13 protein-coding genes are annotated in these 12781 nt (G+C 64.0%); 3 read left to right on the forward strand and 10 right to left on the reverse strand.

Going from position 1 to position 12781, the window contains the following annotated elements; all coding sequences use genetic code 11:
• Positions 1 to 31: 31 nt before the first annotated feature.
• From ACK2VC_RS10780 to ACK2VC_RS10810, 7 genes are all read right to left on the reverse strand, one after another.
• Positions 32 to 1696, reverse strand: a complete 1665-nt coding sequence (locus tag ACK2VC_RS10780) for an ABC transporter permease (protein ID WP_486730349.1) — start codon at positions 1694 to 1696, stop codon at positions 32 to 34.
• Positions 1697 to 1807: 111 nt separating this feature from the next.
• Positions 1808 to 2815 carry an extracellular solute-binding protein gene (locus ACK2VC_RS10785; protein WP_486730350.1) on the reverse strand — a complete coding sequence of 336 codons (1008 nt, stop codon included), beginning with the start codon at positions 2813 to 2815 and terminating at the stop codon, positions 1808 to 1810.
• Positions 2816 to 3012: 197 nt separating this feature from the next.
• Positions 3013 to 3300 carry a DUF493 family protein gene (locus ACK2VC_RS10790; RefSeq protein WP_486730351.1) on the reverse strand — a complete coding sequence of 96 codons (288 nt, stop codon included), beginning with the start codon at positions 3298 to 3300 and terminating at the stop codon, positions 3013 to 3015.
• A 33-nt stretch (positions 3301 to 3333) separates the two neighbouring features.
• Complete coding sequence (locus tag ACK2VC_RS10795; protein ID WP_486730352.1) at positions 3334 to 4176, reverse strand: D-amino acid aminotransferase; 843 nt, start codon at positions 4174 to 4176, stop codon at positions 3334 to 3336.
• 183 nt (positions 4177 to 4359) lie between these two features.
• The gene (locus tag ACK2VC_RS10800; RefSeq protein ID WP_486730353.1) at positions 4360 to 5517 is read right to left on the reverse strand and encodes a D-alanyl-D-alanine carboxypeptidase family protein; all 1158 of its coding nucleotides are present in this window, start codon (positions 5515 to 5517) and stop codon (positions 4360 to 4362) included.
• A gap of 128 nt (positions 5518 to 5645) precedes the next feature.
• Positions 5646 to 6281, reverse strand: a complete 636-nt coding sequence (locus ACK2VC_RS10805) for an alpha/beta hydrolase (protein ID WP_486733219.1) — start codon at positions 6279 to 6281, stop codon at positions 5646 to 5648.
• A 52-nt stretch (positions 6282 to 6333) separates the two neighbouring features.
• Positions 6334 to 6651 carry a (2Fe-2S) ferredoxin domain-containing protein gene (locus tag ACK2VC_RS10810; RefSeq protein WP_486730354.1) on the reverse strand — a complete coding sequence of 106 codons (318 nt, stop codon included), beginning with the start codon at positions 6649 to 6651 and terminating at the stop codon, positions 6334 to 6336.
• A gap of 193 nt (positions 6652 to 6844) precedes the next feature.
• On the opposite strand from ACK2VC_RS10810, the gene ACK2VC_RS10815 reads away from it, so the two are divergent.
• From ACK2VC_RS10815 to ACK2VC_RS10825, 3 genes are all read left to right on the forward strand, one after another.
• The gene (locus ACK2VC_RS10815) at positions 6845 to 7828 is read left to right on the forward strand and encodes an ABC transporter substrate-binding protein (RefSeq protein ID WP_486730355.1); all 984 of its coding nucleotides are present in this window, start codon (positions 6845 to 6847) and stop codon (positions 7826 to 7828) included.
• Between the two features lie 106 nt (positions 7829 to 7934).
• Positions 7935 to 8831 (forward strand): ABC transporter permease, encoded by an 897-nt coding sequence (locus ACK2VC_RS10820; RefSeq protein ID WP_486730356.1) that lies wholly within the window; start codon positions 7935 to 7937, stop codon positions 8829 to 8831.
• Between the two features lies 1 nt (position 8832).
• Positions 8833 to 9627 (forward strand): ABC transporter ATP-binding protein, encoded by a 795-nt coding sequence (locus ACK2VC_RS10825; protein ID WP_486730357.1) that lies wholly within the window; start codon positions 8833 to 8835, stop codon positions 9625 to 9627.
• A gap of 45 nt (positions 9628 to 9672) precedes the next feature.
• Here ACK2VC_RS10825 and ACK2VC_RS10830 read toward each other — a convergent pair whose 3' ends face one another.
• The 3 genes from ACK2VC_RS10830 to ACK2VC_RS10840 all read right to left on the reverse strand — a co-directional run bounded on the left by ACK2VC_RS10830 (position 9673) and on the right by ACK2VC_RS10840 (position 12775).
• Complete coding sequence (locus tag ACK2VC_RS10830; RefSeq protein WP_486730358.1) at positions 9673 to 10599, reverse strand: electron transfer flavoprotein subunit alpha/FixB family protein; 927 nt, start codon at positions 10597 to 10599, stop codon at positions 9673 to 9675.
• A 168-nt stretch (positions 10600 to 10767) separates the two neighbouring features.
• On the reverse strand, positions 10768 to 11517 hold the full coding sequence (locus tag ACK2VC_RS10835) for an electron transfer flavoprotein subunit beta/FixA family protein (RefSeq protein WP_486730359.1): 750 nt from the start codon (positions 11515 to 11517) through the stop codon (positions 10768 to 10770).
• A 58-nt stretch (positions 11518 to 11575) separates the two neighbouring features.
• Positions 11576 to 12775, reverse strand: a complete 1200-nt coding sequence (locus tag ACK2VC_RS10840; RefSeq protein WP_486730360.1) for an amidohydrolase family protein — start codon at positions 12773 to 12775, stop codon at positions 11576 to 11578.
• Between the last annotated feature and the right edge of the window lie 6 nt (positions 12776 to 12781).

Consider the following 12781-nt stretch of genomic DNA (forward strand, 5'->3'; position numbering starts at 1 on the left):
GGTTGAAGGCTGGTCGGATGGCGAATCCGTATCAGGTTTCCGAGTGCCGCGTCAGCAGGATCACTGGCAACAGGCCCGCCAGCACCAGCGCCAGCGCCGGCAGCGCGGCGCGTTCCCATTGGCCTTCCGAGGTCATCTCGAAAATCCGCACCGCCAGCGTGTCCCAGCCGAATGGGCGCGTCATCAGCGTGATCGGCATTTCCTTCATGACGTCGACGAACACCAGGATTGCGCCGCTGACCAGGCCGCCGCGCAACAGCGGCAAATGGACCCGCGCGAACAGCCGCCAGCCGGTGACGCCCATACCGCGCGCGGCTTCTTCCTGGCTCTTGGTGATGCGCTGCATCGCGCTCTCGATCGGGTTGAAGCCGGCCGCCAGGAAGCGCGCGACATACGCCAGCAGCATCACCGCCAGCGTGCCGCGCAGCAGCGCGTCGAGGTTCATGCCGAACCATGCTTTCAGCAGCGCAACCAACTGGTTGTCGAGCCAGGCGATCGGGATGAAGATGCCGACCGCGAGCACCGTGCCGGGGATCGCGTAGCCGAGCGTGGACAGCCGGGTGAAAAACAGTGTCGGCCAGTCGCGGTGCAGGCGCAGCGTGACCACCAGTACCAGCGCCGCGGCCACCACCAAGAGCGCCGCCAGCGCCGACAGCACGATCGAATGCCAGACGAAGGACGGGTAGCGCGCATCGAAATCTTCGGCAAATACCTGCACGCTCCAGACCAGCAACTGCAATACCGGGATCACGAAGGCGGCAGCCAGCACCATGCCGGCGTAAGCGCAGGCGGCGAGGCGCGCGCGCCGGCCCATTTGCAGGCGCGAGGCCGCCTGCGAGCGGCCGACCGCGTGATAGCGCTTGCCGCGCCGCCAGACTTGTTCGGCCAGCACCAGTGCCAGCACCAGCACCACCAGGATCGAGGCCAGTTGCGCCGCCGCCGACAGCGAAAACAGGCCGAACCAGGCCTTGTAGATGGCGGTGGTGAAGGTGTCGTAATTGAACACGGCGACGGTGCCGAAATCGGCCAGGGTTTCCATCGTCGCCAGCATCACGCCGGCCGCCAGCCACGGCCGCGCCATCGGCAGCGCCACCTTGAAGAAGCCCTGGCGGCGTGACAGGCCGAGCGACTGCCCGACTTCCAGCGAGCGCTTGCCCTGGGTCAGGAAGGCGTTGCGCGCTAGCAGATAGACGTACGGATACAGCGCCAGTGTCATCACCAGGATCACGCCGCCGCGCGAGCGGATCGGCGGCACCCAGGCGCTGCTGCCGAACAGTGCGCGCAAGCCCTCCTGTAGCGGGCCGGTGTAGTCCAAGAGGCCGATGCTGACGAAGGCGGTGACGTAGGCCGGGATCGCCAGCGGCAGCATCAGCGCCCAGGCAAAGAAGCGGCGGCCGGGAAACTCGCAGACTGCGGTCAGCCAGGCCAGCGAGGTGCCCAGCACGCCGGTGCCGAGCGCGACGCCGGCCACCAGCCAGAAGGTATTGACCAGCAGCTCGGGCAGCACGTTGCGCGCCAGGTGCTGCCAGATTTCGGTTTGCGGCGTCAGGAACGACGACAGCACCACCACCAGCGGCACCAGCGTCACCAACGAGACCAGGAAGGCGGCGATGCGCCAGCCGCCGAACCAGCGGCCCAGCAGCGCGCCGGGCCGCCAGGCGGCGCGCGGCGAGTGGTCGGGAATGGCAGCTTGCATACGGTTTTGCTTGACTAGGGAGCGCGCGGATCGCCGCGAGCGCCCGCCGTGGCTGGTTGGAATCAGCCGCTATTGTCGCTGCTATTGATGCTTGCCGGTACCGGTTTGTGCTTATTTGTAGCCGGCGCGGTCCATCAGTTTTACTGCCTCCGCCTGCAATTCGCCGGCCTTGGCGACATTGATCAGGTTTTGCTTGAACGGGCCCCAGGCCGCCAGTTGCGGATCCGGCTTGACCGCCGGATTGGCCGGGTATTCCAGATCAACGTCGGTAAACAGGTTTTGCGCCTGCGCCGAGGACAGCCACTCGATCAGTTTGCGGGCCCCTTGCGGGTTCTTCGCGTAATGCGTGACGCCGGCGCCGGAGACGTTGACGTGAGTGCCCTTGCCGTTCTGGTTGGCCCAGAACACCGCCACCGGCAGGTTCGGCTTCTTCGCCTGCAGGCGGCCGAAGTAGTAGGTGTTGGCGATGCCGACGTCGCATTGGCCGGCGCCGATCGCTTCCAGCATCTTGGTGTCGTCGGCGAATACGTCGGTCGCCAGGTTCGCGACCCAGCCCTTGATGATCTGTTCGGTTTTGGCGGCGCCATGCTCCTCGATCATCATCGCCGTCAGCGACTGGTTGTACACCTTCTTCGAGGTGCGCAGGCACAGCCGGCCCTTCCATTGCGGCTCGGCCAGCGCCTCATAGGTCGACAGCGCCTCCGGCTTGACCTTTTGCGTGTTGTAGAAAATCGTGCGTGCCCGCACCGACAGCCCGAACCACTGGTTGCCGGGGTCGCGCAGGTGAGCCGGGATGTTGGCTTTCAGTGTGGCCGAGTCGATCGGCTGCAGCAAACCCTGGCTGGCGGCGTACCACAGGTTGCCGGCATCAACCGTGATCAGCACATCGGCCGGCGTGTTCGCGCCTTCCGCCTTCAGGCGCTGCATCAGCGGGCCTTCCTTGTCGGTCACGAACTTGACCGCAACGCCGGTCTGCTTGCTGTAGGCATCGAATAGCGGCTTGATCAACTGTTCGTTGCGCGCGGAATAGACGACCACTTCCTCGGCCGCGGCGGTCGCCGGTGCAACGGCAGCGAGCATGGCAAGGGAGGCGAACAGGGTGGGCAATACACGTTTCAATTGAGGCTCCCGGCGGTTGGATTGAATGACGTGCAGCACTTTAACACAAATGCTAATCATTCTCATTAAAGATGGCGACAACCTCGGTTGTTTTTGCTGCGCTCAAAATACGTACGGGTATATTAAGAAACTCACCTTTTCATGGCCAGAAAACAGGTGTTAGTAATGGAGTATGTGCAACCAGAGCGCGCCGGGTGTTACAGCACCACCTTGACCATCGGATGCGACGACAGTGCGCGGTACAGATCGTCCAGCTGCTGGCGGCTGGTGGCGCGCACGGTGGCGGTCAGCGACAGGTAGTTGCCTTTGGAGGAAGGTCGCATTTCCATCTTGCCGGCATGAAAGGAAGGGTCGAAGCTCACCACGACTTCGACCATGGTTTGCGCAAAGGTATCGTGCATCGGCCCCATGATCTTGATCGGGAAGTCGCTCGGATAGTCGATCAGGCTTTCCGTGCGCTGCTTGGGTGGGTGCTGTTCCGGCATCGGCTTTCAGTCTCGAAATGGGGTTGGCATGATTTACAGGGCGGCCTTGGCTACCTGATAGGCCGCATACAGCTGTTGATAGATCGGTCCCGGTCGGCCGTTGCCGACGGTCTTGCCGTCGATCGACACCACCGGCAGCACTTCCTTGGTGGCCGATGACAGCAGCACTTCGTCGGCGTCGAACACCTCGTCGCGCCCGATCCGGCGGGCTGTAAACGGAATGCCGTTGGCGGCGCACAATTCCTCGATCAGGCCGTAGCGGATGCCTTCCAGGATCAGGTTGTCCGTGGGCGGCGCCATCAGTTGCCCATCCTTCACCACCCAGACGTTGGAGGACGAGGCTTCGGTCAGGAAGCCGTCGCGGAACTGGATGGTTTCGGTGGCGTCCTGCTCGGCCGCGTTCTGCGCCGCCAGCACGTTGCCCAGCAGCGAAGTCGATTTGATTTTGCAGCGCAGCCAGCGCAGGTCTTCCATCGAGACGCAGGCGACGCCGCGCTCGCGCGCCGCCGCCGACGGCAGCACCAGCGGATTGCTCATGATGAATACGGTCGGCGTGGCATCCTGCGGAAACGAATGCTTGCGTGGTGCGACGCCGCGCGTGACTTGGATGTAGACCATTTGATCGGCATCGGCCGCGACCACGCGCGCGATCAGCGCCAGCCACTCTTCGCGGTTATGCGGATTGCGTATGCCGACCGCGGCCAGGCTGCGAAACAGGCGCGCCAGATGATGTTCGGCGCGAAACATCTTGCCGCGATAAATCGGGATCACCTCGTAAATGCCATCGCCAAAAATGAAGCCGCGGTCGAGCACCGGGATCTTGGCTTCGGAGAGCGGCGTCAGGGCGCCATTCAGGTAAACCAGCGGGTCGTGCATGAGGAATTCCCGTGAATTGAAGACAGACCATTTTTGCACAGGCGCCGGCCGGCGCCGATGCAAAAACGGAATAGAAGCGGAAGCGCGCGGCGCGGGCAGTGGCGCTCGAAATCGGCGCCGCGAACGCGGCGCCCTTGCGGTATCGTCAGGCGGGCGTGGCCGGCGCCATTGCGCCCGGCCGTTCTATTTGAACCACAGGCGTACCTGATCCCAGGCGCGGCCAAAGATGCTGGCCTGGTTCACCTGCTCCAGCGCCAAGAGCGGGAATTGGGCCAGCGTCTTGCCGTCGGCCACCATCTTCAGCGTGCCGACCTGGCTGTTGGCAGCCACCGGCGCCACCAGCGGATCGCGCCGTTCCAGCACCGGCTTCATCTTGTCGGCCATGCCGCGCGGTACGGTGACGAAGACGTCATGGTTGAAGCCGAGCTTGATCTGGTTTTGCGTGCCTTTCCAGATTTCCGGCGTCGCCACCGGCGCGCCCTTGGCGTACAGCTTGACGGTGTCGAAATTCTGGAAGCCCCAGTTCAACAGCTTCTGGCTTTCCTGCGCGCGCTGCTGGTCCGAGCTGGTGCCAAGCACCACCGAAATCAAACGCCGTTCGCCGCCGCCATTGGGCCGCTTGGCGGAGGCGATCAGGCAATAGCCGGCCGCCTGCGTGTGGCCGGTCTTCATGCCGTCCACGCTCGGGTCGAGCCACAGCAGGCGGTTGCGGTTTTGCTGCGTGATCTTGTTGTAGGTGAAGCTCCGGGTCGAATACATCTTGTATGACTCCGGATGATCGGCCACCAGGTGCGAGGCCAGCAGCGCCAGGTCATGCGCGGTCGAGTAGTTGTCCGGGCTGGGCAAGCCGTGGGCGTTAGCGAAACGGGTCGATTTCATTCCCATCCGCTGCGCCTCGCGGTTCATCAGCACCACGAACGCATCTTCGGTGCCGGCCACCGCTTCGGCCACCGCCACCGAGGCGTCGTTGCCGGACTGGACGATGACGCCGTACAGCAGGTCACCGAACTTGACCGGCACGCGCGGCTCGATGAACATCTTCGAGCTGGCCGGGTCGACCTTCCAGGCGCGTTCCGAGACGGTGATCATCTGATCCAGCGTCAGCTTCTTATCCTTCAGCGCCTCGAACGCCAGATAGACCGTCATCAGCTTGACCAGCGAGGCCGGCTCGATGCGCAGGTCGGCATTTTCGGCGGCGATGGTCTGGCCGCTGGTGACGTCCTGCAGCAGCCAGGATTTGGCGGCGATGGACGGCGGCGGCAGCGCCTGCGCGAAGGCGGTGGAAAACGATAGTGATACGGATAGGGCAGCGGCGGCGACTGCCGCGAGGAATTTTTTCATGGAGTGTGTCGATAACTGCGCCCCGCCGCAAATTTGGCGAGGCAGGCGGTTCAAAAAAGGAGCGGATTCAAGGCATGACGGCTGCCGGCTGGTGCAGATTATAGCGCCGCCACGGCGCAGGCAATGCCTCAGCAATGCCACGCTTCGACCACCAGGCTCTTGATATGTTGCAGCTTGCGGTGAAAAAAGTGGTCGGCGCCGGGGATCACGATTACCGGGATGTCCAGCGGGCGCGCCCAGTCGAACACGTCGATTAGTGGGATGGTTTCGTCGTGTTCGCCGTGGATCAGCAGGGTGTTGGCCGGCACCTCCGGCATCGCCCATTTGCCGGCGGCGCTGCCGACCAGCACCAGCCGTTCGGCCGGCGCCTTTTCCGCGCTCAGGCGCTGCTGCAACTGTGCCTGGACGAAGGTCCCGAAGGAAAAGCCGGCCAGCGCCAGCGGCAGGCCAGGATATTGACGCCGCATGTGCGCCGCCAGCAGCGCCATGTCATCGGTTTCGCCGCGGCCATGGTCATGCACCCCGGCCGAGTTGCCGACTCCTCGGAAATTCATGCGCGCCGCGGCATAGCCCGTCGCGACGAAGGCGCGCGCCAGCGTCTGCGCCACTTTGTTGTTCATGGTGCCGCCATACAGCGGATGCGGGTGCGCCACCAGCGCGATGCCGCGCGGCGGGTTGGTCTGCGGATCGGGCGGCAGGTCAAGCGCGCATTCGAGCGCGCCGGCGGCGCCCTGCAGCGAAAAGAATTGCGTGTGCGGGTTCATGTTGATCATGGGCGGGGTCGTTACGGAAGCAGCGGCAGGCCGCGCGGTAGCATTAGATCTTCAGGCGTTCGACGATCTTGCCGCCGACCAGGTGGCTGTCGATGATTTCATCGATGTCCTTGGTGTCGACGTAGGTGTACCAGGTGCCTTCCGGGTACACCACCAGCACTGGGCCTTCTTCGCAGCGGTCGAGGCAGCCGGCCTTGTTGATGCGGATCCTGCCCTGGCCGCTCAGGCCCAGCTGCTTGATGCGCTGCTTGGCGTGCTCCTGCGCCGTTTGCGCCCCCTTGTCGGCGCAGCAGGTGCGCCCGCCGTCACGCTGATTGATGCAGAAAAAAACATGTTGCCGGTAGTAGGATGGTTCACTCATGGAAGGTTCGGACGAATCGTGAAGACAGGCGCAAATCATACACTGCGCCCACGCTGCGGTACTTGCACAGGTTTTCTGCATGGCGTGCGCCCGAGTGCACGGCCGCTTCGGCGGTACACTCCCGGCTTGGCTGGCAGTATGCGCGGTATGATCGCGGCCGGCCATTTTTTGATTTTTTATGGAGAAGCAGGTGATGTTTATTGCAGGAAAAGCAAAGTTGCGCGTCTTGGCTGGAGTCATGCTGTTGTCGGCGCTGTCTGCCGGCCCCGCCTTGGCGGCCGACAAGGTGGTATCGGTCTCGGTGCTGTCGATCGTCGAGCACCCGGCGCTGGATTCGGTGCGCGACGGCGTGCGCGACGAACTGAAGGCGGAAGGTTACGAGGCTGGAAAGAACCTGAAATGGGAATTCCAGAGCGCGCAGGGCAACGTCGGCACCGCCGCCCAGATCGCCCGCAAGTTCATCGGCGACAAGCCGGACGTGATCGTGGCAATCGCGACGCCGGCGGCGCAGGCGGTGGTGTCCGCCACCAAGTCGATTCCGGTGGTGTATTCCGCTATCACCGATCCGGTCGCCGCCAAGCTGGTCAAGAGCTGGGAGCCGTCCGGCAGTAACGTCACCGGCGTTTCCGACCTGTTGCCGCTGGATAAGCAAATTGCGCTGATCAGGCAGGTGCTGCCGAACGCCAAGCGCGTCGGCATGGTGTACAACCCGGGTGAGGCAAACTCGGTGGTGGTGGTGAATCAGATGAAGAAACTGCTGGCGGCCGCTGGCATGACCCTGGTCGAAGCGCCGGCGCCGCGCACGGTGGACGTCGGCGCCGCTGCCAAGAGCCTGGTCGGCAAGGTCGACCTGATCTATACCTCGACCGACAATAACGTCGTCTCGTCCTACGAATCGATGGTCAAGGTGGCGACCGAATCGAAGCTGCCGCTGATCGCGTCCGACACCGACACTGTCAAGCGCGGCGCCATCGCTGCGCTTGGCCTGAACTATTACGACCTGGGCCGGCAAACCGGCAAGATGGTGGTGCGCATCCTGAAGGGCGAAAAGCCGGGAGCGATCGCCTCCGAAACCAGCAGCAAGCTGGAATTGTTCGTCAATCCCGGCATGGCAGAGAAGCAGGGCGTGACGTTGGCGGCCGATTTGATCAAATCGGCCAAGAGCGTCGTCAAGTAAGCTTGAATGCCGCCCGGCGTCGCCCGGGCCGATCCAGGCGCGGATGCTGCCGCATGGCATGCTCCGCGCCGAGGTCGTTTGATTCCGCCGACTTACAAGGTCATTTATGTCGCTATTCGCTTTACTCGGCGCGCTGGAACTGGGCCTGATCTATAGCCTGGTCGCGCTGGGCGTGCTGATTACCTTCCGCACCCTGAATTTTCCCGATCTGACGGTGGATGGCAGCTTCCCGCTCGGCGGCGCAGTGGCCGCAACCCTGATCGTGGTCGGCTGGAACCCGTTTGCCGCCACCGCGGCCGCGATCGCCGCCGGCGCCTTGGCCGGCTTCGTCACCGGCTGGCTCAACGTGCGCCTGAAAATCATGGACTTGCTGGCCGGCATCCTGCTGATGACGATGCTGTATTCGATCAACCTGCGCATCATGGGCAAACCCAATGTGCCGCTGATCATGGAGCCGACCATCTTCACGCTGCTGCAGCCGGAGTGGATGTCGGACGCAGTGGCGCGGCCGGCGATTCTGTTCGTGCTGGTCTTGGTCATCAAGCTGGCGCTGGATTTCTTTTTCTCGACCCAGGTTGGGCTGGCGCTGCGCGCCACCGGCGCCAACCCGCGCATGGCGCGCGCCCAGGGCATTGCCACCGGACGCGCGACCTTGGCCGGCATGGCGCTGTCGAACGGCCTGGTGGCGCTGGCCGGCGCGCTGTTTGCGCAGACCCAGGGCGTGGCCGACATTTCGATGGGGATCGGCACCATCGTGATCGGCCTGGCTGCGGTCATCATTGGCGAAAGCGTGCTGCCGGCGCGGCGCATCATGCTGACCACGCTGGCGGTGGTGATCGGCGCCATCCTGTACCGCTTCTTCATTGCGCTGGCGCTGAACAGCGACTTCATCGGCCTGCAGGCGCAAGACCTGAACCTGATCACCGGCTTGCTGGTGGCGATCGCGCTGATCCTGCCGCTGGCCAAGCGCAAGCTGCTGCCGGCGAAAAAAGGAGGGGCGTGAGATGTTGAATGCACAAGACCTGCACATCACCTTCAACGCCGGTACGCCGATCGAAACCCGGGCCTTGCGCGGATTGTCGATGGAGATTCCGAGCGGCCAGTTCGTCACCGTGATCGGCTCCAACGGCGCCGGCAAGTCGACCTTCCTGAACGCGGTTTCGGGCGATTTGCCGATCGACAGCGGCCGTATCGAGATCGACGGCATCGACGTTACGCGCAAGTCGGCCTGGGAGCGCGCCAATTTGGTGGCGCGTGTGTTCCAGGACCCGATGGCCGGCACCTGCGAAGCGCTGACGATCGAGGAAAACATGGCGCTGGCGATGGCGCGCGGTTCGCGCCGTGGCTTCCGGCTGGCCTTGAACCGCGGCTTGCGCGAGCTGTTCCGCGACAAGCTGTCCATTCTCAACCTGGGTCTGGAAAATCGGCTGGCGGATCGCATCGGCCTGTTGTCGGGCGGCCAGCGGCAGGCGGTCAGCCTGTTGATGGCATCGCTGCAACCGTCGCGCATCTTGCTGCTGGATGAACATACGGCGGCGCTCGATCCGAAGACCGCCGCCTTCGTGCTGGAGCTGACCAATCGCATCGTGCGCGAAAGCAACCTGACCACGATGATGGTCACGCACAGCATGCGCCAGGCGCTCGATTACGGCGAGCGCACGCTGATGCTGCATCAGGGCCGGGTGGTGCTGGATGTGGCGGGCGAGGAACGCGCCGGCATGGACGTGCCGGACCTGCTGCGGATGTTTGAGCGCACGCGCGGCGAACAGATCGACGATGACGTGCTGCTGCTCGGATAGTTCGCGCAGGCTGCCCGGCTCTGGGCCGGGTAGCTGGCGCGTCGTTCAGAGGGCCGCGGTCAGCTGCGGCACGATCTCGAACAAATCGCCGACGATGCCATAGTCGGCCACCGAGAAGATCGGCGCTTCCGGGTCCTTGTTGATGGCGACGATGGTCTTCGAATCCTTCATGCCGGCCAGGTGCTGGATCGCGCCCGAAATGCCGACTGCGATATACAACTGCGGCGCGACGATCTTGCCGGTCTGGCCGACCTGCCAGTCGTTCGGCACGAAGCCGGCATCCACCGCCGCGCGCGAGGCGCCCATGGCGGCGCCCAGCTTGTCGGCCAGCGGCTCCAGAATCTTGAAGTTGTCGCCCGAACCCATGCCGCGCCCGCCCGAGACGATGATCTTGGCGGCGGTCAGCTCCGGCCGGTCGGACTTGGCCAGTTCGCGCGAGACAAACGCGGACTTGCCGAAATCGGCCACCGCGGTCAGATTGTCGATGGCGGCGGCCCCGCCCTCGGCGGCGGCATCGAAGCCGGTGGTACGCACGGTGATGACCTTGACGGCGTCGGCCGATTGCACGGTGGCGATCGCATTGCCGGCGTAGATCGGGCGCTCGAAGGTGTCGGGCGCATCGACCTTGGTGATTTCCGAAATCTGGCCGACGTCCAGCTTGGCGGCCACGCGCGGCGCGATGTTCTTGCCGTAGGCGGTGGCCGGCGCCAGGATGTGCGAGTAATCGCCTGCCAGCGCCAGCACCTGGGCAGCGACGTTTTCGGCCAGGCCGTCGGCGAACTGCGGCGCATCGGCCACCAGCACCTTGGCGACGCCGGCGATCTGGGCGGCGGCCGCAGCGGCGGCGCCGCAGTTGGAGCCGGCCACCAGCACGTGGACTTCGCCGCCGCACTGGACGGCGGCGGTGACGGTATTCAGGGTGCTGCCCTTGAGTGAGGCGTTGTCGTGTTCGGCAATGACGAGTGCAGTCATGATGTTCCTTCTAAATTTCTAAATTTCTAAAATTCTAAAATTCTCTGAAGTGTTGGGGACAGAGTACCGCTACGCTGAACTCTGTCCCACAAGGGATAAAACGCGCTACGCTTCACTCTGTCCCACAAGGGACAAAACGCGCTACGCTCAACTCTGTCCCGCAATGCATCAGATGACTTTCGCTTCGTTCTTCAGCTTGGCGACCAGGGTGGCGACGTCCGGCACCTTGACGCCGGCCGAGCGCTTGGGCGGTTCGGCGACTTTCAGGGTCTTTAAGCGCGGTGCGACGTCGACCCCGAGATCGGCCGGCTTGAGCACGTCCAGCGGCTTTTTCTTGGCCTTCATGATGTTGGGCAGCGTCACGTAGCGCGGCTCGTTTAAGCGCAGGTCGGTGGTGACGATGGCCGGCAGCGTCAGCGCCACCGTTTCCAGGCCGCCGTCGACTTCGCGCGTGACCGTGGCCTTGCCGTCCTCGAGCACCACCTTGGAGGCGAAGGTGGCTTGCGGCCAGCCCAGGAGCGCCGCCAGCATCTGGCCGGTCTGGTTGCAGTCGTCGTCGATCGCCTGCTTGCCGAGGATGATCAGTTGCGGCTGTTCCCGGTCGGCCACCGCCTGCAACAGCTTGGCCACCGCCAGCGGCTGCAGTTCGGCGTCGCTTTCGACCAGGATGCCGCGGTCGGCGCCAATCGCCAGCGCGGTGCGCAGGGTTTCCTGGCATTGCGCCACGCCGCACGAGACCGCCACCACTTCGCTCGCCTTGCCGGCTTCCTTCAGCCGCATCGCCTCTTCCACCGCGATTTCGTCGAACGGATTCATCGACATCTTGACGTTGGCGATATCGACTCCGGTCCCGTCCGATTTCACCCGGACCTTGACGTTGTAGTCGACCACGCGCTTGACTGGAACCAATACCTTCATATGACTCTCCATTTCATATCTGAAAAATGCATTCTCGTGCAGACGCCAGCATGCGTGCTCAATGTGTTGCCGCGACGGCCACCGGAATTTCGGTGGCGGGCGGTGTGTTGCGGCTGCGTCCGCAGCGCACGATGCCGTCGATCATCACCATACCGACGCCGGGAATGTCGCCAAGCTGGACGCTGTCCAGCAGATCGCGCCCGGCCGAGTGCTGTGCCTTGTCCATGAAGACGAAATCCGCCGCGCGTCCGACCTCGATCAGGCCGCAGTTCAGGCCGCGGATGCGGGCCGTGTTGCCGGTGGCGAAGCAGAACACCAGCTCGGCCGGAATCCGGCCCAGGCTCGACAGCAGCGCAATCATGCGCAGCATGCCGAGCGGCTGGACGCCGGAACCGGCTGGACCGTCGGTGCCGAGAATCACGCGGTGCGGGCATTTCAACTGGAGCGCTGCCTGCGCCGCGGCAATCGCGACGCGCTCGTTGCCGTTATGGACGATCTCGATCGCGCGGCTCGATTTCTCGCATAGCTCGCAGACGTGCGCTTCCGGCAGCGAGGTGTGGCCGCCGTTGATGTGGCCGATGACATCGGCATCGGCTTCCAGCACCACATCCTTGTCGATCAGGCCGGAACCGGGAATCGACGGGCCGCCGGTGTGGATCGTGCTCTGGATGCCATACTTGCGGGCCCAGGCCACCATCTGTTGCGCCTCGTAGCCGGCCTTGACCGAACCGAGGCCGACCTCGCCCAGCAGCTTGACGCCGGCCTCGGCCAGATCCTTGAAATCCTGCTCGGTCATGCCCTTTTCGATTATCGGAGCACCGGCGATGACCTTGACGCCGCCGGGGCGGAAATTGTCGAACGCGCGCTGCGCCGTGATCGCCAGCGCCTTCAGGCCGACGATGTCCTTGGGGCGGCCCGGCAGGTGCACTTCGCCGGCGGAAATCATGGTAGTGACGCCGCCGTGCATGGTCGAGTCGATCCACCCTAGCTGGTTCTGGCGCGGCGTCCAGTCACCAAAAACCGGATGCACGTGGCTGTCGATCAGACCGGGCGCTACGCAAGTCTGGCGGGCATCGATGACGAGCTCGGCGTGCGAAGTGTCGCAATCGGCGGCCTTGCCGACGGCAGCGATCAGGCTGTCGTTGATCACGATGGTATCGGCCTGGAGGATCGGTTGGTCGATATCGCCCGAGAGGAGAAGGCCGATATTCTTGATGACGACTTTTCCCGACTTCGAGGTGGTGGCTGCTTCTGCCATGGGTTA

It is taken from the genome of Herbaspirillum sp. WTB6, assembly GCF_057457785.1.

Bases quoted from the DNA above. Each gene is read 5' to 3' on its own strand.
- ACK2VC_RS10835 (WP_486730359.1), bottom strand. From the start codon at position 11,517: ATGAAGGTATTGGTTCCAGTCAAGCGCGTGGTCGACTACAACGTCAAG.
- ACK2VC_RS10830 (WP_486730358.1), bottom strand. From the start codon at position 10,599: ATGACTGCACTCGTCATTGCCGAACACGACAACGCCTCACTCAAGGGC.
- ACK2VC_RS10840 (WP_486730360.1), bottom strand. From the start codon at position 12,775: ATGGCAGAAGCAGCCACCACCTCGAAGTCGGGAAAAGTCGTCATCAAG.
- ACK2VC_RS10790 (WP_486730351.1), bottom strand. From the start codon at position 3,300: ATGCCGGAACAGCACCCACCCAAGCAGCGCACGGAAAGCCTGATCGAC.
- ACK2VC_RS10825 (WP_486730357.1), top strand. From the start codon at position 8,833: ATGTTGAATGCACAAGACCTGCACATCACCTTCAACGCCGGTACGCCG.
- ACK2VC_RS10810 (WP_486730354.1), bottom strand. From the start codon at position 6,651: ATGAGTGAACCATCCTACTACCGGCAACATGTTTTTTTCTGCATCAAT.
- ACK2VC_RS10780 (WP_486730349.1), bottom strand. From the start codon at position 1,696: ATGCAAGCTGCCATTCCCGACCACTCGCCGCGCGCCGCCTGGCGGCCC.
- ACK2VC_RS10820 (WP_486730356.1), top strand. From the start codon at position 7,935: ATGTCGCTATTCGCTTTACTCGGCGCGCTGGAACTGGGCCTGATCTAT.
- ACK2VC_RS10815 (WP_486730355.1), top strand. From the start codon at position 6,845: ATGTTTATTGCAGGAAAAGCAAAGTTGCGCGTCTTGGCTGGAGTCATG.
- ACK2VC_RS10805 (WP_486733219.1), bottom strand. From the start codon at position 6,281: ATGAACCCGCACACGCAATTCTTTTCGCTGCAGGGCGCCGCCGGCGCG.
- ACK2VC_RS10795 (WP_486730352.1), bottom strand. From the start codon at position 4,176: ATGCACGACCCGCTGGTTTACCTGAATGGCGCCCTGACGCCGCTCTCC.
- ACK2VC_RS10800 (WP_486730353.1), bottom strand. From the start codon at position 5,517: ATGAAAAAATTCCTCGCGGCAGTCGCCGCCGCTGCCCTATCCGTATCA.